The 19,112-nt window shown below is 50.6% G+C and carries 20 protein-coding genes and 1 pseudogene; 8 read left to right on the top strand and 13 right to left on the bottom strand.

From position 1 onward, the window contains the following. Window positions 1–141: 141 nt before the first annotated feature. Window positions 142–432 (top strand): Bor family protein, encoded by a 291-nt coding sequence (locus tag EPG66_RS19340; RefSeq protein WP_010259114.1) that lies wholly within the window; start codon window positions 142–144, stop codon window positions 430–432. A 618-nt stretch (window positions 433–1,050) separates the two neighbouring features. Beyond that, window positions 1,051–2,022 carry a ferrochelatase gene (hemH, locus tag EPG66_RS19335; RefSeq protein ID WP_031594330.1) on the top strand — a complete coding sequence of 324 codons (972 nt, stop codon included), beginning with the start codon at window positions 1,051–1,053 and terminating at the stop codon, window positions 2,020–2,022. Between the two features lie 256 nt (window positions 2,023–2,278). Here the strand turns inward: hemH and EPG66_RS19330 are convergent, their stop codons facing one another. Both EPG66_RS19330 and EPG66_RS19325 read right to left on the bottom strand, forming a co-directional pair. After that, the gene (locus tag EPG66_RS19330) at window positions 2,279–2,803 is read right to left on the bottom strand and encodes a VOC family protein (RefSeq protein WP_083069471.1); all 525 of its coding nucleotides are present in this window, start codon (window positions 2,801–2,803) and stop codon (window positions 2,279–2,281) included. A 43-nt stretch (window positions 2,804–2,846) separates the two neighbouring features. Next, on the bottom strand, window positions 2,847–3,413 hold the full coding sequence (locus EPG66_RS19325) for an NADPH-dependent FMN reductase (RefSeq protein WP_182687849.1): 567 nt from the start codon (window positions 3,411–3,413) through the stop codon (window positions 2,847–2,849). A gap of 127 nt (window positions 3,414–3,540) precedes the next feature. On the opposite strand from EPG66_RS19325, the gene EPG66_RS19320 reads away from it, so the two are divergent. Together EPG66_RS19320 and EPG66_RS19315 are read left to right on the top strand one after the other, a co-directional pair. Then, window positions 3,541–4,470 carry a LysR family transcriptional regulator gene (locus EPG66_RS19320; protein WP_182687847.1) on the top strand — a complete coding sequence of 310 codons (930 nt, stop codon included), beginning with the start codon at window positions 3,541–3,543 and terminating at the stop codon, window positions 4,468–4,470. 172 nt (window positions 4,471–4,642) lie between these two features. Further along, window positions 4,643–5,830, top strand: a complete 1,188-nt coding sequence (locus tag EPG66_RS19315) for an MFS transporter (RefSeq protein WP_182687845.1) — start codon at window positions 4,643–4,645, stop codon at window positions 5,828–5,830. Window positions 5,831–5,946: 116 nt separating this feature from the next. Here the strand turns inward: EPG66_RS19315 and EPG66_RS19310 are convergent, their stop codons facing one another. The 5 genes from EPG66_RS19310 to EPG66_RS19290 form a co-directional block, all read right to left on the bottom strand. After that, entirely contained in the window at window positions 5,947–6,423 is a 477-nt protein-coding gene (locus EPG66_RS19310) for a glutathione peroxidase (protein WP_182687844.1), read from the bottom strand. Window positions 6,424–6,582: 159 nt separating this feature from the next. Next, a complete protein-coding gene (locus tag EPG66_RS19305) occupies window positions 6,583–7,605 on the bottom strand; it encodes an NADP-dependent oxidoreductase (RefSeq protein ID WP_064703014.1) in 1,023 nt (340 codons plus the stop codon). A 203-nt stretch (window positions 7,606–7,808) separates the two neighbouring features. Further along, window positions 7,809–8,627 carry an oxidoreductase gene (locus EPG66_RS19300; protein ID WP_083069481.1) on the bottom strand — a complete coding sequence of 273 codons (819 nt, stop codon included), beginning with the start codon at window positions 8,625–8,627 and terminating at the stop codon, window positions 7,809–7,811. Between the two features lie 121 nt (window positions 8,628–8,748). Then, window positions 8,749–9,531 (bottom strand): SDR family NAD(P)-dependent oxidoreductase, encoded by a 783-nt coding sequence (locus tag EPG66_RS19295; protein ID WP_182687842.1) that lies wholly within the window; start codon window positions 9,529–9,531, stop codon window positions 8,749–8,751. Window positions 9,532–9,606: 75 nt separating this feature from the next. Next, window positions 9,607–10,695 (bottom strand): alkene reductase, encoded by a 1,089-nt coding sequence (locus EPG66_RS19290; RefSeq protein WP_182687840.1) that lies wholly within the window; start codon window positions 10,693–10,695, stop codon window positions 9,607–9,609. 127 nt (window positions 10,696–10,822) lie between these two features. Between EPG66_RS19290 and EPG66_RS19285 the strand changes: the two genes are divergently transcribed. Beyond that, window positions 10,823–11,371, top strand: a complete 549-nt coding sequence (locus EPG66_RS19285) for a TetR/AcrR family transcriptional regulator (protein WP_182687839.1) — start codon at window positions 10,823–10,825, stop codon at window positions 11,369–11,371. Window positions 11,372–11,550: 179 nt separating this feature from the next. Here EPG66_RS19285 and EPG66_RS19280 read toward each other — a convergent pair whose 3' ends face one another. Continuing rightward, window positions 11,551–12,351, bottom strand: a complete 801-nt coding sequence (locus tag EPG66_RS19280; protein ID WP_039387810.1) for an SDR family oxidoreductase — start codon at window positions 12,349–12,351, stop codon at window positions 11,551–11,553. Between the two features lie 451 nt (window positions 12,352–12,802). Between EPG66_RS19280 and EPG66_RS19275 the strand changes: the two genes are divergently transcribed. Then, complete coding sequence (locus tag EPG66_RS19275) at window positions 12,803–13,264, top strand: GNAT family N-acetyltransferase (RefSeq protein WP_083069491.1); 462 nt, start codon at window positions 12,803–12,805, stop codon at window positions 13,262–13,264. Window positions 13,265–13,397: 133 nt separating this feature from the next. On the opposite strand, the gene EPG66_RS19270 is transcribed toward EPG66_RS19275, so the two are convergent. Then, on the bottom strand, window positions 13,398–13,946 hold the full coding sequence (locus EPG66_RS19270) for a GNAT family N-acetyltransferase (RefSeq protein WP_069026636.1): 549 nt from the start codon (window positions 13,944–13,946) through the stop codon (window positions 13,398–13,400). A 446-nt stretch (window positions 13,947–14,392) separates the two neighbouring features. Between EPG66_RS19270 and EPG66_RS19265 the strand changes: the two genes are divergently transcribed. Continuing rightward, window positions 14,393–15,733, top strand: coding sequence for an MFS transporter (locus EPG66_RS19265; RefSeq protein ID WP_033768614.1), 1,341 nt, complete (start codon window positions 14,393–14,395; stop codon window positions 15,731–15,733). Between the two features lie 78 nt (window positions 15,734–15,811). Further along, window positions 15,812–15,945, top strand: a pseudogene (locus tag EPG66_RS23285) (IS30 family transposase); the annotation flags it as partial. Between the two features lie 103 nt (window positions 15,946–16,048). Here EPG66_RS23285 and EPG66_RS19260 read toward each other — a convergent pair. The 4 genes from EPG66_RS19260 to EPG66_RS19245 all read right to left on the bottom strand — a co-directional run bounded on the left by EPG66_RS19260 (window position 16,049) and on the right by EPG66_RS19245 (window position 19,067). Then, window positions 16,049–16,258 carry a hypothetical protein gene (locus EPG66_RS19260; RefSeq protein WP_182687837.1) on the bottom strand — a complete coding sequence of 70 codons (210 nt, stop codon included), beginning with the start codon at window positions 16,256–16,258 and terminating at the stop codon, window positions 16,049–16,051. Then, a complete protein-coding gene (locus EPG66_RS23090) occupies window positions 16,239–16,514 on the bottom strand; it encodes a hypothetical protein (RefSeq protein WP_223265962.1) in 276 nt (91 codons plus the stop codon). Before EPG66_RS23090 ends, EPG66_RS19260 begins: the two co-directional genes overlap by 20 nt. Window positions 16,515–17,424: 910 nt before the next feature. Continuing rightward, on the bottom strand, window positions 17,425–18,375 hold the full coding sequence (locus tag EPG66_RS19250) for a hydroxyacid dehydrogenase (RefSeq protein WP_182687835.1): 951 nt from the start codon (window positions 18,373–18,375) through the stop codon (window positions 17,425–17,427). Next, the gene (locus tag EPG66_RS19245) at window positions 18,375–19,067 is read right to left on the bottom strand and encodes an RraA family protein (protein WP_143990939.1); all 693 of its coding nucleotides are present in this window, start codon (window positions 19,065–19,067) and stop codon (window positions 18,375–18,377) included. Before EPG66_RS19245 ends, EPG66_RS19250 begins: the two co-directional genes overlap by 1 nt. Between the last annotated feature and the right edge of the window lie 45 nt (window positions 19,068–19,112).

Raw genomic sequence — 19,112 nt, 5'->3', positions numbered from 1 at the left:
TGCTGTTCAGCAAAACGTATCCGTTAGGCGTACTTAAAAATCTTTCTCATGTTTCCGCTTTCGTTGTCGATAACCTGATTGCTGGCTGAGTGATGATTTCACTCAGCATTTATTTTTTTATTTCAGGCGATAAGGATATTTATGAACAAGCTTTGTGTTGCGGCGTTGTTGGCTCTGAGTTTAACCGGCTGTGCGCAGCAGACTTTCGTAATGAAACAGAATCAAGTTGGCGCGGCGACGAAAACCACCAGCCAGCCGTTCTTTGTTTCAGGTATCGGTCAGCGTAAGAGCATTGATGCGGCGCAGGTGTGCGGCGGCCAGGAAAAAGTTAACCGGGTTGAAGTGCAGCAGACGTTTGTTAATGGCTTACTGAGCGTGGTGACGTTTGGTATCTACACGCCACGTGAAGCGCGCGTTTATTGCGCCATCTGATAATGCCTCAGGCCGGTTCGCCGGCCTAATCCTGCACCTGTTATTAAAATATTGTAACTATTAAATTCTGCTGTCGCACCGCTGCGCGGCTCGCCTGCTGACGACATTACCCGAAACGAGTTCAGGCAACGTCGTCCAGCCTGGTAAAGCAGTGGTAAGCTGTTGAGGCATGTCAGTCCGCTTTGAGCGAGTAACGGACATTGCTAAAAGCGTTCTGTAAGAATTAACAGGGAGCAGGTCAGTCGCCTTTATCACTTATACGCATAAAAAGATCAAGCCTAAGGCATGCATCTGCGCGGGCATCCAGATACGGTTTTCTCACCTCCTCCAGCTAACTCCTCCACACCCCGACTTCAATGATGACGTCGCGTAGCCCCGCACTGGTTAAATCTGACGATAGAGAAAGTAATGTTTTCACTGATGATATGTCCTAAAATCATGATCGTTGAGTAAAAGCGATGACTGCAATCCGATTCATAGCATCATAAGCCGTGAAACAGTAAATCTGCATTTCAATTATTTCTACAAAATGAGCTCAAATTGAGGCCTTTAAGACAAACTGCTACGGAGTGACTGGCATGAGTGAGTTAGTGACAATGGCCTTGAGGGTCCCACCTGATGACGAATAAACAGGGTGTTTTGATTGTTAACCTTGGAACACCAAAAGAACCAACGCCTGTTGAGGTAAAGAAATTTTTATCTAAATTTCTGCATGACTACAGAGTGGTTGACTTACCAAGAATCATCTGGTGCCCCATTCTACATGGCGTGATTATCCCATTACGTGCAAGGCGAGTGGCGAAATTATATTCTTCGATTTGGATGGAGGAAGGTTCTCCTCTCATGGTTTACAGCGTCAGGCAAGCCCGTGCGCTTGAAGAAGTGACAGGTATGCCCGTCGAGCTGGGGATGAGTTATGGCGAGCCGGGTATAGGTGGTGCAATTGACAGGCTACTGGAAAAAGGCGTCGATAAAATTATCGTCATTCCTTTGTATCCCCAGTTTTCATCTTCGACCGTTTCTTCTGTTTGGGATAGCGTGAGCCGTCACCTGCAGATAATGAAGAACCGGTATACTCCCTCCATAAACTTCATCAATGACTATGCCGATCACCCTGCCTACATTGAAGCGTTAAGAGCATCCGTTCAGGCATCTTTCGAAGCTAACGGCATTCCAGATGCATTGTTGATTTCATATCATGGTATACCGGTGAGGTTTGTCAAAGAGGGGGACCGATACCAGGAAAGATGTGAGTTAACGACAAAATTACTCATTGAAGCAATCAATATGCCGTCATTGAAAATATTGATGACGTTCCAGTCAAGATTCGGCAGAGAGCCATGGTTAACGCCTTTTACTGATGAGACAATTAAAAATCTACCGAATGAAGGAATAAAAAGCCTGCATGTAATCAGCCCGGGGTTCGCATCAGACTGTTTAGAAACGCTTGAGGAGCTTGATGAGCAGAACAGGGAGATTTTTATGCATGCGGGTGGTACATCGTTTACTTACATACCGGCGCTTAATGATAAACCGATTCATATCGAGATGCTGCGACAACTTGTGAACCTTAATCGGTTTCAGGGATGATTTTCACACTCTTGTGAGCGGATGTTGCAGGTGTCAACATTCATAGTGAAACCAGAAGTGAGCCCTCCCGGACATGTATGTGATAGGTGCCGGGGCGGCGTTATAGGGGCCGCCTGGAAAACCAGCCACTCCAGCTGCAAGCAACTGTCTTGTACGTGGGTATGAGTCGGAAATTATTCGTGGGCAAGTCAGCTATGAGCGAGAAGCGGACGTTTAGTATTTACGGGTACGCCTGCGCTGGCGCACCCGGTTACACTCAGGGCTTCCAGCGGCGCAGAGAGGTATGGTCTTCATACGGCAGCTTTGAAGGTAAAGAAATCAGTTCAATGACGCTACCCCACGGCGTGCGGCCGTAGCAGAAAAAGTTATTCTCTCCCACCTCAGTTGGAAACATCAGGGGCTGAGGAGAAGTAAACATTTTCCCGCCAGCCTGCTCGAACAGGCTGATAGCCTCATTGATGTCATCAACGTAAACAGCAAAATGCTGCAGGCCATAATCACTGGGTCGCACGGGCTGACTTTGCTCTGGCCCCTTCATTTCAAAAAGTTCCAGTCCCGGGCCGTGCTTCAGCTTCATCATTCTGACCTTGGTAATTTTCGTTCCCGGGAACAGGTTCAGAATATTTTCCGTTTCTTCGCCTTTTACGTCATCGTCTGAAGGCGAGACGGAGTCATAAATAACTTCTGCACCAAAGGCGTCAGAAAAGAAGCGGGTAGCCTCATCAATATCAGAAACGGTAATGCCGACGTGGTCCATACCGCGAATAACGTTGGTAGACATAGTTTTCTCCCTGTGGTTGTTCAGATGTGAGTAATGTTATTAATCAGCCCTGGCGGGCCGCCATTGTCGCGAGCGCACTAAGCTGAGCCGAAATATGGTCACGGGTGTCCGCATCCGTTATGTGGCCGGATTTTGGATCAAGCCGGGATGAGGCCTGTCCAATCATGACTTCTGGCTTGTTAAGCACTCTGCCGTCGAGAAAGACCAGAATCTGGCGCAGGTGATACTGCGCCCTTGCGCCACCTATGGCACCGGGTGACGCAGTGATTATGGCGACGGGCTTACCGGCGACTGGGGTATCCGGAAGACGTGAAAGCCAGTCCAGCGCATTTTTCAGGGCACCCGGCACAGAATAGTTATATTCAGGTGTGACAATAATCAGGCCGTCTGCTGCCGCTATCGCTTGTCCCATTTCCACAACCGATTCAGGAAATCCCTGAGCCTGCAGGTCAGCGTCGTAATGCGGTATTTCCCCGACAGAGCTGAGCGCGCTGACATCCACGCCTGCCGGCGCCAGCAGGCTAAGATTGCGGGCTACGACGGCGTTAAAAGAATCCGCGCAAAGACTGCCCAGCAGTGAGACAAATTTCAAAGGTCTTGCCTGTGACATGACTGCTCCCTGTTTTTTTAATATGGATACGCCGACAGGTGCCGGCACTTTGTTTTCGAACTGACTTAAGCCTGGTATAGAATTACACATCGATAAACACGCTATGAGTCGCCAGAGAGTCAACTTTATGTCTACCGGGTTTACAGCGGAATCCTTGCGAGGAATCACAACTTTTGTCACAACGGCCAGGTCCAGGAGCTTTACTGAAGCTGCGGAGCAATTGGGCATTACAAAATCTGCCGTCGGAAAAAGCGTGGCGCGGCTTGAGGAGAGGCTGGGAACGCGGCTGTTTCACCGCTCAACCCGTAAGCTAAGCCTGACCAGTGACGGAGAGGCCTATCTCACCAGTTGCCTCTCTGCACTGGAAATTCTGGACTCGGCTGAAAATACGCTCAGCCGGCGGCAGGACAATCCTGCCGGAACGGTGCGTATAGACATGCCGGCATCATTCGGACGCAACCTGATGATGCCGGTGCTGCTTGAAGTGATGAATCGTTATCCAGCCCTGCGTCTGGTGTTGACCTTTAACGACCGTCTGATTGATCCGGTTGAGGAGGGCGTTGACCTGGTACTGCGCCTGGGCGAACTGCAGAGTACCGATGAGCTGATTGCGCGTCGTCTGAGCCGACAGCGCCTCATGCTCTGCGCATCTCCCGCTTATGTTGAGCGGCATGGTCAGCCCTTTGATGTCGAAGCGCTAAAAAAACACTGCTGCATTATGGGGTACCGGCGGGGGGCACCGCTTGCCTGGCGGCTACGGCCAGCCGGGGAGCGGGAAATAAAGTTTATCTCGGCCTCGGCACACCAGATAAGCGACGGAGACGCCATGCTTCAGGCCTGCCTTGCAGGAGCAGGTATTGCCCAGTTTCCGGAATCGATGGTGAACAGCCATATTGATGAGGGCAGGCTTGTTGCTGTTATGCCCGATCATATGCCCGTACCCGTCGGGCTGAACGTTGTCTGGCCCCGGACAAGGCATCTGATCCCCAAGGTCAGGCTTATTGTCGATGAACTGCTAAGTAAGGCCGAAAAAGGATACTTTGGCACTCTTAAGTAGAATTTTTGTCACCACTCAGGCGATTTCAGGGCTGTTTATCAACTCTAAGCAAACTTATATCCTGTCTGTCCTGCTGCCATCACCATGTCATGTGCCGGTTCTCTAAACGAAAGCCGGCACGTGTTATGCGCAGCTCAGACAAAAAAATAGGTTAACTGACAGGATATTTGTTATGCCACTTGCTCTCTGGGCGCTGGCGATTGGTACATTCGGTATCGGTACGACTGAATTCATCATTGCCGGCCTGCTTCCCGTTATTGCCGCTGATTTCAACGTTACTATTCCCGTGGCCGGAAATCTGGCAACGGCTTATGCGCTGGGTGTTTTTGTCGGCGCGCCGGCCCTGATTATTCTGGGCTCAAAAGTGCCCCGAAAAGCCATGCTGGTTTTCCTGATGCTGCTGTTTGTAGCGGGTAACCTCGTTACGGCCTTTGCGCCCACGCTGGGCATTGCCATTCTGGGCAGGATCATCACGTCTCTGACTCACGGCGCCTTCTTCGGTATTGGTTCGATCATTGCTGCCGATATGGTTGCGCCGTCTAAGCGGGTAAGGGCGATTGCATTCATGTTCATGGGACTGACCGTAGCAAATCTTATTGGTGTTCCCGTCGGAACCTGGATCGGGCAGCATCTTTCCTGGCGGGATGCTTTTATGGTTATTGCCGCAATTGGAGTTGTTACGGTTATCAGCGTCGGCATGCTTATCCCGCATCAGCCCCGTCCGGAGAACCATAATTTCGCACACGAGTTTAATGCCTTCCGCAACGTCAATGTTCTGCTGGCGATGGGCATAACGGTCTTTGGGCCGGGTGCATTTTTTACCTCCATTACCTATATCGCACCCATGATGATCGGGCTGGCCGGATACAGCGAAAGCAGCCTGGCATGGCTGATGCTGCTGTTCGGTCTGGGGCTATTTGTCGGTAATCAGCTGGGCGGCAGATATGCCGATCGCGCGCTGATGCCGATGCTTTACGTCACCCTGGCCGCTCAGGCCATCGTCCTGCTGGTATTTAACTTTACTGCCCACAGCCAGGTCATGTCAGCGGTCTGTATTTTTCTGATGGCTGCGTTTGGGTTTGCGACCGTGTCCCCCATCCAGAAACTGGTGATGGACAAAGCGCGGGCGGCAGGGGCTCCGACGCTGGCTGCAGCCGTTAACATAGGTCTCTTCAATCTCGGTAATGCCCTGGGTGCATGGCTGGGAGGGGCAGTTATAGCGGCCGGCTTTGGTCTTCAGTCGCCTGACTGGGCAGGCGCGATACTCTCGGTTATAGCGCTGATTCTGGCGGTTATATCCGGACTGACTGACCAAACCGGGCATAGCGCTGCTATGCGTTCTGCTTCTCACAGTGAGTAACGTCCGCTTCTGGCCCGGTACAGACGTGGATGAGTTACAGGCACTGCCAGATGGAGCGGAAAGAAACAGTTTACTGGTAATCCCGTCATTGACAGTGAGATGGTAAAACACCTCACTTAAAGAGCAGCAAGAATAGCGGATTCCATTTTCTCCGGGGTAGTGGTCGGGGCAAAGCGTTTGAGCGGTTTGCCGTTGCGCCCGATCAGGAACTTAGTGAAGTTCCACTTAATACGACCACCCAGCACGCCGGGTAATTCATCTTTCAGGTAGCGAAATATCGGGTGCGTTGAGGTGCCATTGACCTCAATTTTCCCGAACATCGGAAAACTCACACCATAGTTAATGTGGCATGTCTGCGCGATTTCTTCGGCACCGCCGGGTTCCTGCTTTCCGAACTGGTTGCAGGGAAAACCCAGCACTACCAGCCCCTGAGCGGCGTACTTTTTATAGAGCGATTCAAGACCTGCGTATTGTGGCGTGAATCCACAATGGCTGGCGGTATTTACCACCAGAACCACCTTGTCAGTGTAGTCGGCCATCGGGATAAGCTGGCCATTCAGGCTGGTGGCAGTAAGTTGATAAAAGGGAGACATGTCGCAATCCTCAGAGCAAAACCGTATGACGTTAACATTAACACAGAGTGCATAACGACAGCGGGGTCTGGGAAGCAGATGCTTAGTTAGCAGGCCAGCATTCTGACTTCAGGCGCTACCGCCAGGGTTAATGATTATTTTCCACGTCAGATCTGGTTGTTATTCCTGATGAATTTTAACCACGACTTTACCCTTTGCATGTCCCTGTTCAAGGTAAGCCAGGGCATCTTTTGTGTCTGCAAATGGGAACACCCTGTCGATCACCGGTTTGATGTGTTCTGCTTCTATAAGTTTGCCGATTTGGGTGAGTTGATCGCCATCAGGACGAACAAAGAGAAATGAATAATCCAGACCGCGCTTTTTTGAAAGGCGCATAATTTTGCGACTCATCAGGGCAAATATCATCCGCAGGAAGATATTCAGTTGCCTGGCTCGCGCGAAATTAACGTCTAATGGACCGACCAGAGAAAGTATCTTTCCGCCAGGTTTAAGAATCTGCATGGCTTTTTCAATGGAATCCCCCCGCAGCGTGCCGAGTACGAGATCGTAGCCACTTAGCACCTTTTCAAATCCCTGCTTTTTATAGTCAATTACTTCATCTGCGCCCAGCCGACTCACCCACTCTACGTTGGCTGAACTGGTCGTCGTCGCTACCCTGGCGCCAAGATGTTTCGCCAGCTGAATCGCAATAGTGCCAATCCCTCCCGAACCTGCCGGAATAAATACTTTTTGTCCTGGCCGCAGATGTGCTCTCTCTGTAAACGCCTGCCAGGCGGTGAGGCTAACCATCGGCAGCGAAGCAGCCTCAATGAAATCCAGATTTTCGGGCTTAAAAGCCGCGAGACGTTCAGGAATGCGTGCAAAATCGGCGAGTGAACCTGTTCCAATGTCGAAAATGCTGGCGAAGACTTCATCGCCCGGCTTGAAACGTGTCACCCGACTTCCTGTTGCAATAACCACGCCTGACAAATCACTGCCCAGCGTCGCCGGAAGTTTAAAATGCAGAATCGGTTTGAATATTCCGCTGGGGATAATGTTATCAATGGGATTCAGACCAACGGCATAGACTTTTACCAGGATTTCATCGGCACCGGGGGAAGGGTAATCTACATTTTCAAATCCCAGCTCAGGTGATTTCCCGTAGCGTTTAAACGTAAAGGCTCGCATCGTCCTGGTTTTCATTTGGTGTTTATCCTCTGATTTTTAGCACTGAAGTCTTCTCAGGTGCCTCTGTTACTGAGCAAAAAAAGCTCCCGGGAGCAACGTAATAAATAATGGAATAAGGATTTGCCGGTTAATATGCTCATGCCTTCATTCAACGAAACCGGACACGACTGAAATAACAGATAGCGGATACCGGCGGCCAGTCGCGAAAATGTGATTTTTTAATTTCTGGCATCCAGCTGAAGGCTGTTCCGCACGACCTTATCCAGGAGTTTTGCCGGGGCAAATCGGAGGATGAAATTCAATTTTGCGGCCAGCGTTCCTGCCGTGTAGCGTACCTTTGGGCGTAAAGTCTGAGCCGCTTTGACCACCACCTCCGCTACTACCTCCGGACTTTCCGCCTCAGCCATTGCCTTACTGACCACCTTCGTTAACTTAGCGCGGATACGGTCGTACTCTTCAAGTTTTGCATCCGGTTCAATATTGTGAGCTTCGAACTGCGTTTTTATGTATGCCGGTTCGATGACAGAAACCCTGATGCCCAGCGTGCGCAGTTCATGGTCAAGTGCGCCTGTATACCCTTCGACTGCATGTTTGCTGGCCGCATAGAGGGCCACATACGGCAACGGCACGATCCCCAGAATTGAACCGATATTGATGATGCGCCCGCTGCCCTCACGACGCATGTGAGGCAGCACGGCGCGCGTCAGCCTGACAATCCCCAGAAAATTTGTGTCGAAGATCTGCTTCGCCTGTTCAACTGAACTCTCTTCCGCCGCCGCTGGCGCTACCCCAAAACCGGCGTTGTTCACCAGGAGATCGATTCGCCCCTCCAGCCGAATCAACTCCTCAATGGCACTCTTCACCGAAGTGTCATCCGTGACATCCAGCGCCAGTAGTGGAAAGGCGTATTGACCTGGTTGTGGGCCACGCCGGCTGGTGCCATATACCCTGTAACCCGCGGCTAAAAGTTTATTGGCAGAGGCTTCACCGATACCTGAAGAGGCGCCGGTTACCAGTGCTACACGTTGTTGACTCATTAGGGATACGCTCGTGTGATTGGGTTCAGTTTCCCTTCAGAGAAGAGAGACGCATTAAGAGATTCATGGTCGATTTACCGCTCAGCTGAACCCTGAAAAGGTTCTGCTGAGCTGTGCTTAGCTAAAGGGTCTTGTATCGCTCTGCGGCCTCTTCCTGCCTGATGTCCGAGAGGAGACCCTGACGGGAGGCATCAAGAACATCCCAGCGCTCAGCATTATGTAATGGCGGAATCGTCACGCGCTCGCGGCGGTCAAAACCCGCCAGAGCGGCGTCAACCAGTTCACCCACTTCCATCATTTTTGAAGCGTTACTGATGTCGATACCGGCACGATCCCAGATTTCGGTGTATGTACCTGCAGGGAGCACCGCCTGGATATAGATGCCTTTTTGAGAGAGCTCAACGTTCATTCCCTGAGAAAGGAAAAGAACAAAGGCTTTTGTTGCGCCGTAAACCGTCATTGCAAATTCCGGGGCGAGACCGACTACGGAACCGATATTGACGATCGAACCTTCTCCGGCTTCTGCGAACCGGCCCGCTGCAGCAGTGGCCAGTCTCGTCAGGGCAGTGACGTTAAGCGCGATAAGGCGTTCGATGGAATCAGGCGTCTGCTCGGTAAACGTGCCGGACTGAGCGATACCTGCGTTATTGATAAGAGTGCCTATCCGCGTGTCTTCCCGGAGGCGTGCTTCAACAGCAGCTAAATCACTCGCCAGCGTGAGATCGGCAGGCAGCACATCGACGGAAATATGACATTCCTGCCGCAGCCGTTCTGCCAGCGCCTCTAATTTCAATTTGTCGCGAGCAACCAGAACAAGGTCATGTCCACGACGCGCAAAACGCTCAGCGTAAACAGCACCAATACCCGTTGAAGCGCCTGTAATGAGGACTGATGTACGAGTCATAATTTTATCTTCTTCATTTGTTTTATAAAAATCGCCGTTAGCGATGCAGGGTTAACCGTGATATCTAAAGAGTTATTAACTGTTACCGCTAAGCGATGGATAGTCTGTGTAGCCCTCCGCACCACCGCCATACAGTGTTTCAGGATTAAGCGGGGCCAGAGGCGCTCCCGACTTAAGTCTTTGGACGAAATCGGGGTTAGAAATGAAGGGGCGACCGAACGCGAAAAAATCGGCTTTGTCCTGTGCAAGATGGTCAGACGCCAGCGCCAGGTCATAGCCATTGTTACCAATGTAGGTGTTTTTAAAGCGGCGACGCAGCGAAGCGTAATCGAACGGTGAGGCATCACGGGGACCTCCCGTCGCGCCTTCAACGACATGCAGATAAACGATACCTGAAGCATCAAGTTGCTCTGCCAGGTAGTCATATTGTGGCTGCGGATCGCTGCATGAAATTGCATTAGCAGGTGAGACCGGTGAGATGCGAACGCCCGTCCGCGCGGCGCCGATCTCATCTTTCACGGCCTCCACGACCTCTAATAGCAACCGCGCACGATTCTCAACTGAACCGCCATATTCATCGGTACGCTGATTGGCACCATCTTTCAGGAACTGTTCAAGCAGATAGCCATTCGCACCGTGTATCTCTACACCATCAAAACCTGCGGTAATGGCATTGGCTGATGCCTTTCTGAAATCGGCAACAATGCCTTTTATTTCCTTCAGCTCAAGCGCTCTGGGTTCTGAAACATCAACAAAATGGTTGTTCACGAAGGTTTTGGTTTCAGCACGGATAGCTGACGGCGCGCCTGGTGCGGCACCCTCTGGCTGTAAATCGACATGTGAAATTCGACCTGTGTGCCATAACTGCACAAATATACGTCCGCCTTTGTCATGTACCGCATCTGTGACTTTACGCCAGCCCTCAATCTGGGCCTGCGTGTAGATCCCCGGCGTATCCTGATAGCCCTGCGCCTCTGCTGAAATCTGCGTAGCTTCGGTAATCAGTAACCCTGCTGTGGCACGCTGACCGTAGTAAGTCGCTGCCAGTTCACCTGGCACCAGGCCTGCGCCTGCCCGGTTACGTGTCAGCGGGGCCATCACGATGCGATTCGCAAGCGTGACAGATCCCAGTTCATAGGGCTGAAATAAGGATTGATTTGTCATGGTTATTCCTTTGCGGATTAGCGGGTCAGTAAACTGATTTAATGATGATGACCGTAATCATTAAAGTCAACTGGTTTGATTATGATCATCATCAATGTATACTTAAGCTCAGTTTCAGGAGGAAAAGATGAAAGTGTCAAAAGAGCAGGTTCGCGAAAACAGGAACCGAATCGTTGAAACGGCGTCAGAACTTTTTCGTGAGCGGGGTTACGATGGGGTAGGCGTCGCTGAACTGATGTCAGCCGCAGGGTTAACGCATGGCGGGTTCTATAAGCACTTTGGGTCGAAAGCCGATTTGTTAGCCGAAGCGATGAGCTGCGGCTTCGCGCAATCGGCGGAAAAAACTCAGGGTGTGAGTCGGGAAAAGTTCGTTGAATATTACCTTTCCCGGCAGCATCGCGATGATATGGCAAAGGGGTGTGTCATGTCGGCTTTGGGCACCGATGCAGCGCGTCAGTCTGAATCCATCCGCGAGACCTTTGCGGCCGGAATTGAACGACAGCTTGCCGTTTTAGAAACGGAACAGGTCACGCGTGCGGATCTCATCAATACGCTCGCGCATCTTGTGGGTGCCCTGATGCTTTCGCGTGCCTGCCCGGATAATTCCGGGCTTGCTGATGAAATTCTGGAGGTCTGCCGCACGCGTCTGCTTAGCCCGGATAGCTGTAAAGATTGAATCGATGCTCTTCCCGTTCAACCTTACTGAAGCGATTGCGGCATGGACTGAACGCACCAGCCCGCTGGCGTTTATTATGAACGGCGAGAATGCGTAATCCGGACTTCCCGTTTCGGATACCATTCCCATCAACGGGCTATCAATCAGTCGGCCACCCACCAGGTACAGTGACGCATCACTCAGCCGTTGTCGCGGAATCCGGGATAAAGGCTCATTCCACCATCGATAAAAAGCGTGGTGCCATGAACGTAATCAGAGAGATCACTGGCAAGCCAGACGACGGCATTCGCCACATCTTCAGCCGCACCGATACGCCCGTAAGGGATGAGCTTTAACAGCGCTTTGCCCGCTTCACCCTGGGTGCTTTCCTCGTTGATGGCGGTAGCGATAGCGCCGGGTGCCACTGCATTGACACGAATACGTTCTTCACCCACTTCCTGAGCCAGCGTTTTCATCAGCAAGTCAACGCCGCCTTTTGATGCGGCATAGTTGACGTGTCCGGCCCAGGGAATGAGCTGGTGAACCGAACTCATATGAATAATCTTACCGACAGCTTTGCTGATGTCCTTGCGATGCTCCTGACGCTTGAACTGACGCAACGCAGCGCGCGCGCAGAGGAATTGGCCAGTCAGGTTTACGTCCAGAACGGTATTCCAGTCCTCAAGCGTCATCTCTATGGACGGGGCATCTTTCTGAAGTCCTGAGTTCGCCACCAGGATATCCAGCCTGCCAAATTCCCTGATCGTCTGGTCAAAAAGATTCTCTACATCCGCCTCTTTAGACACGTCTCCTTTGACAGCAATTGCACGGCCTCCATCGGCGCGGATTTTCTCAGCCAGCTCCCCGGCCGGTTCCGCCTGGCTATGGTAGTTAATCACCACACAGGCACCTTCTTTAGCGAGTGCTTCTGCGCAGGCATAGCCGAGACCCGAGCTGGCACCGGTAACCAGCGCAACCTGATTCTTGAGAGAAAAGATCATGAGGCATCCTTATTTCTGTAAATGATGAGCGTCTTAAACCCGGCCGGTATCATCCGGGGAGTGAATATCGATGTATCGCTGACACTACGACGTCCAGCCACCCCCTCGCTGATTAATCGGCTAGCCGGATCGGGCGCATGGGCCTGAGTGACTGAATTATAGATGTGAAGTACAGGGTTAGCCGCTAATGCGGTCTGTATTGGAATTGGCGGTTAGTGAAGTCCGTGGAGGTCATAAGTGTGCAGACTGTGCGAGCATCAGGGAGGGGAGGGATCCACAGGCAACTTAAACCGTACTCAGACCAACATGTCAAAGGGCGTAATCGTAACGTACTGCCGACATAACGACCTGTAATTCATACCGACAGCGACTCAATATCGCATTTGAAGGAGGATGCTTTTAGCATCAACTCTTTATATCCTGTCTGTAATAATCAACAAAGGGTATGGGCATGATAACTCTGGAAAAGGCCGATCCTCGCTCGGCTGAATCTCAGCTTTTAATAACAAAACTGTCAGCAGAACTCGCAGCGATTACGGGTGATAATGGCAAAAGCAATTTCACAATGGACTCAATGGATGAAGAGCGATCGCTCTGGGTGCTCGCCAGAAACAATAAGGGTGACGCGGTAGGGTGCGGAGCAATCAGACCGTTAACAGAGCATATAGCCGAACTGAAAAGGATGTTTTCGGATCGTAGTTCCCCGGCTATCGGTAATGCGTTACTTACTTTCCTCGAAAAATCTGCTTTGAGTATGGGATACGACCAAATCTGGCTTGCAACACGATCTGTTAACCATAAGGCTGTGAATTTTTATCAGAAAAATAGTTACGAGCGCATAGATAATTATGGGCCATACGTAAATCGCGATGAGGCTGTGTGTTTTGCAAAAATATTGTCCTTCCGGAGATAATATTTATTCAGGCCAGCCTCATCATGCTGATGACCAGCCTCAGCATCGAGTATTAATATTTTCTACGTATCTAACGTCCTCATGCGAAGGCGGTGTCAGCATAGAATCAGAAGTCAATATTCCCTGGCTATTTTCAGCTATGTGAACGGGCATTCCACTCGTCGCGGGTAATTTCCCAGATCTCAGAATCCAGCCTGCCACTGACATAGTCTTTCTTTTCTGTTCTGATGAGCCGCATGCCGCTTCGGGCTGATATCCGCTGGGATCGGCTATTGAGGGCTGCTTTTGGCGCTCGCAGGACCGTTTTATTCAGGGTGTTAAACCAGTAATCCGTCACTGCAATGCTCGCCTCACGCATATAGCCCTGACGCTGATATTCCGGTGCCAGCCAGAATCCGCGGTTATTATCTTCAACGTCATACAGACAGATTAAACCCATGACCTCGTCTGGCCTTTCATGACGTCTGATCGTCCAGAAACAGGCAACGCCTTTTGCCATATCGGGCAGGGCAACATTATTGACGTAATTCTGTGCCCCGTCTTCAGGGTAAGGCCATGGCACGGAGGCGACCATATAGCGAACAATTTCCCAGCGCGGATAAAGTTTCTGAATCTGAACTGCATCTTCAGAAATTAATGGCTTAAGTATAAGACGTTCAGTTTTGAGCAGGGGAGTCTTCATGCGATCCTCGCTTTGTTAATCATTATCTCCTGACCATTATTTGTCAGGTCGGTTACAAATGCGAATGCTGACTATGGATCTGTCATGCAGCAGCCCGCCATCGACGATGTACTGGCTGCCGGTAACGGACAATGCATCGTCACATAGCAGAAAAAGCGCTACAGCCGCAGTTTCGGCATCATCATGAAAGAGTGATGATACAGATAGTGCCATCGTCACTTCATTAAAAAGATCGCTGAACTCCACGCGTTAACGACATACTCGTCACATAAACCAAGGTAGAGGAATACTTTTTTGTGACAAATAACACAACCTGATTACATCTTCCGGCGGGAAAGAGTTTTTATCGTGATAATGGTTTTACTCAGTACATTACGGTTTTACAGAGTAAAACAAAGCGCTTTGCGGATTGCACGTAAAGCGATGACAAAATTGTGAGGATCATCATGTCTGAAAAACAGCACATCACGACTTTCTCTGCCGATATTGAGCAGCAGACCGTTAAGAAGGTGGTCTGGCGCATTTTGCCCTTCCTGATTGTTTGTTATCTGATTGCTATTATCGATCGCGGCAACATTGGGATGGCTTCGTTGCAGATGAACGAAGATTTAGGGTTGTCGAAAGCGGTATTTGGTTTTGCGAGCAGTCTGTTTTTTGTCGGTTACTTCCTGTTTGAAGTACCCAGCAATCTGGCCATGCAGAAAATTGGCGCAAAGATTTGGATCTCTCGCATCATGGTGTCGTGGGGTATCATCTCTGTCTGTACCGCCTTTGTTGAAAGTGCCAATACACTCTATATATTGCGCTTTTTACTGGGTGCCGCTGAGGCCGGATTTTTCCCTGGCGTCATTCTTTATCTGACTTACTGGATCCCCGGAAAGTACCGTGCACGCGTGATTGCTACCTTTATGGTGGCCATTCCTGCAGCGAACTTTATTGGATCGCCCATTTCTGGTCTGATTTTGTCACTGGATGGCTGGTACGGTATGCGTGGCTGGCACTGGTTATTTATCCTGGAGGGTATTCCGGCGGTCATTCTGGGAATTGCAGCCTTCTTTTTACTGAGCAATCGTCCCACTAATGCCAGCTGGTTAAATCAGGAACAAAAAGCGTGGCTGAACAGCACTCTTGAAGCTGAAAATGCGAAGAAGAAGGCGATAGGTCATATCTCTTTGTGGCAGTTGCTGCGCCACAAACATATCTGGGTGATGGCGCTGATTTATGCAGGCGCGTCTGCGGCGGGCTCAACGCTGAGCGTATGGTCTCCGCAACTGCTTAAATCGTTTGGACTGGATAACTTCACCACCGGTTTAGTCAATGCGATTCCCTACGGCCTGGCCTCCATTCTGATGATTATCTGGGGCAGAAGTTCTGACCGCAGCGGCGAGCGTCGCTGGCACACCGCGTTAACGCTGTTCTTAATTGCAGGTGGCCTGCTGTCAGCCTTTATCACCAATAGTCTGACCGGCAGTGTGGTGATCCTGTCGCTGGTATTAATCGGGGCCTACTCAATGAAAGGACCTTTCTGGGCGCTGGCATCGGGATGGATGTCATCGACTACCGCTGCAGCGGGTCTGGCGGCTATCGGTGCGATGGCGAACCTGATCGGCGGTGGGGTGATGGTCAACGTTTATGGCATTATCAATCAGGCGACCGGCAGCCATACGCTGGCCATGGTGCCTCTGGCTATCCTCTGTGGCATCGGGGGCATTGCCGTGCTGGTCATGGGCCGCAAAAAAGAGTTAACCATCGACGTTGAAAATAGCGCTTCATCAGTCAGTAAATAAAGTAATCTCGCCTGCAGACGCTTATCAGCGCGTCTGCAGGCGGCCTCTTCCGACTTTATCTCTGTCTCCGACAAATGAGAAGGCGATATGATTCAGCGCTTGAAAAATCCTGTGTCATCATCCTACTGGTACATCATTCCTGCTTTGTTATGCAGGCCTTAATCAGTGACATCAAGACAATAACCGTGATATTTGCGCTCATCAAACAAGCCTGGTTAGAATTGTTGCATAGCGCTGATAGCAAGAAAATGGGTCACGTCATGACAGATTTTGACAATAAACGACTGATTCCCTTACATGCGGTGCTAAAGCTAATTAATGTCGGTCAGTTTTGTCTGCAATCAGATATGTGAGTCCATAAACAATCAGGCCAACTATGAGTATGAGCAATGGTCCGATAATGCGCATGGCACCTTCATTCACGGTGACCGCCAGGAATATTCCAACCACCATAGCCATCAAGACAAAACCACCTGATACTTCTGCAATGAGCTTACGGAGCAGTTTAATAGTTTTCGATAGCATAAATAAACTCTCTGGAGGCTGAAGGGTTTTTACGCAGCATTTCGCCCATTTTGATAAAGTTCTGAAGAGGTTCTTCAAACATAAAATAAAGCATGTCGTAATCGTTGATCCGCAGCTTTCTCAACAATTCAGGATTTTGCAACTGTAATCTCCGTGATGCTTCACAGGCTCGTGAGATCATCCCCTGAACAATAACACCGCCGGTCAGACCGCCGGTAAGTCCGCGCAGTGCCACACGGGAAATGAATGACAGCATGACGCCACTAACGACTTAGAACCCAGGTAAGAGGAAAGTGACAGCTGTGTTGCCGTACGACTGGTCATTGAAGTTGCGCCACCAATGAGTGTGTCATAGACCTTTCGGAGCACGGGTTCTGGAAGGTATTGCAGCGAATCATCAATAATGATCTTTACGATTTTAGCTATCTCGTTCCTGTCTTTGAAAGCTTGATAAACAACACGACCTATCCGGATGTCATCATGCATATTACGTGATTGGGTACGTCGTCCACCATCAGAAAGATTCAAATCCTGAAAGGTGCGCTCCAGACCAGAATAGAAATCCATTGGTACAGAAGCAACGCCTGATACGATTGAGCGGGCCAGCATTGTTGCATTTATTCCATTTCTCTCGGTATCCTTTAACTGGTGCCTTCTGGGATATAAACGTTAAAAGATTTCAACTATAAGGACAAGCTATCAACGATTGAAAAACTGAATATTCGTTGAATGGTTCAATTAATGTGCTGCACCAATAGATTGAGATGAAAACTCATAGCAGACATATCTTCGTGAAATATAGACATCAATTAAACTTTTTGATCGTCATCAAACATAACTGCTCAATTCCACAGAGACATGCTTATTTCTGTATGTATTAGCGGGCATCAGGAAGTGTGGAGGCGTAAATGAGAGAGCAGTCAGCTCCAAAAGAGACGCGGAAGTGAGCCACCTCATTCAATACGCGAGAAGAGTCGTTAACGATTGAAGGATAATAAACCCATTAATGTGGGCGAAGGCAAGTAAGCCAGGACGGCATAGAAAAGAATAAGATTCTTATCGGAAACCCTGACAGCTAAGCATTACGCTCTAATGCAGCAGATTAAACCCATTAACCAGCCGACCAGACAGCGCTGTTGCCTGTCTGATCGGCTGGAGAGGGCGGTTCAGGCTACCGGACTTTCATTTTTCAGTGGTTCTGCCAGTACGCTTAATATGTTACTGGCCGCGACGGTACCCATCTTCACGTAGGAGTTATCGCTGACGCCGCCGATGTGTGGCGACAGAATCACATTTCCAACACTCTGCCAGATATGCGGCGCAGTCAGGGGTTCTGTGGCAAAACTGTCCAGTGCGGCCCAGGCGACAGTGCCATTATCCAGCGCCGCTAACAGCGCTTCTTCATCAATGAGACCACCGCGCGCCGTGTTTACCAGGATGGCGCCTTTTTTAAACAGAGCCAGTTTCTCAGCGTTAATCATCTGTTGCGTCTGTTCGGTTAACGGGCAGTGCAGCGAAATGACATCTGCCTGTTGCAGCAGGTCGTCAAGTGAGGAGGATTCACACTCATCAGGAAAGGTTCTGGCAAAAGGATCATAAGCGAGAACCTTCATGCCAAAAGCACGGCCAATGCGGGCAACACGACCGCCTATGGCACCAAGCCCTACCAGACCCAGCGTTCTGCCCTCCAGCTCCACCGACTTATGGGTCGATTTGTCCCAGTGTCCCTGGCGCATGCGCTGATCAAGCGGTATCACCGATTTTGCACAGGCTAAAATCAACGCCCAGGTATGCTCGGCCACGGCCGCTGCGTTGGCACCCGGCGCTGACTGAACACTGATATGACGTTCAGCCGCCGCCTTTTGGTCGATAACGTCAATGCCGCTGCCGTGTTTGGAAATAACCCGCAGGTCAGGCGCGGCATCCATAATGCGGGCGTTGATTTTTCCGTATCGAACGATAATCGCCACAGGGTTATGCTGCTGGCAGAGCTGGAACAGGCTATCTTCGCTGGGCTGTTTGCCGGCATAAACGATGCTGAAGTCACTAAGCAAGCTTACTGCCTGTGGTGCCAGGTCATTGCCCGTCACCAGGATCACGTGAGAAGAGGTTGTCATCAGAGCGTCTCCCCATCGACCAGCATGCCAGCGGTTTGCAGGGCTTTCTCTAACCACGGCGCGCGAAGGTCGCCATCACGAATGGCTGCGATACGGCTGGTTTCGAAATCGAGTTTTTTCTGCGCCAGTTCGAGCAACGCAGGAACGTCTTCACGCGGCAAAACCACCACGCCATCAATATCCCCGATGACGAGATCGCCAGGCTGAATGGCTGCGCCCGCCACAGAAATAGGGTAGTTGACGCGTCCCGCAATAGACTTGGTCGGGCCGCAGGGATTAAGGCCCGCAGAGAAAACCGGGAAGCCGTTTGCGCTCAGTGCATCGGCGTCACGCACCGCACCATCAATAATAATTCCGGCGATGCCGGAGGCTTCTGCCTGGGTGGACATTATCTCACCGATTAATGCACAGCTGATATCGCCTTTGCCATCGACCACAATGACATCGCCCGGCTGGGCAATCGCCAGCGCGGCATGGATCGCCAGGTTGTCGCCCGGTCTCACCTCGACAGTGATAGCCGGTCCGGCGACTTTCATTGTGGGGGACACAGGTTTTACGCGACCGTGCAGCGTTCCGCGTCGTCCGGCAACATCAGCAAGGATCGCCGCCTGAAACTGAGCAGCCTGTTTTACGCGCTCTGGTGCGATACGGATAATGTCACGATTGATGAAGGTATTCTCTGCATGGGGCATAGATTAATCCTCTTTGTTTTACCAGGCACAACTAAGTTGTACAAT

Source organism: Pantoea pleuroti (assembly GCF_014156615.1).
Classification (GTDB): domain Bacteria; phylum Pseudomonadota; class Gammaproteobacteria; order Enterobacterales; family Enterobacteriaceae; genus Pantoea; species Pantoea agglomerans.
Note: the sequence above shows the minus strand (reverse complement) of the source record. Positions and strands in the feature narration are given on the sequence as shown.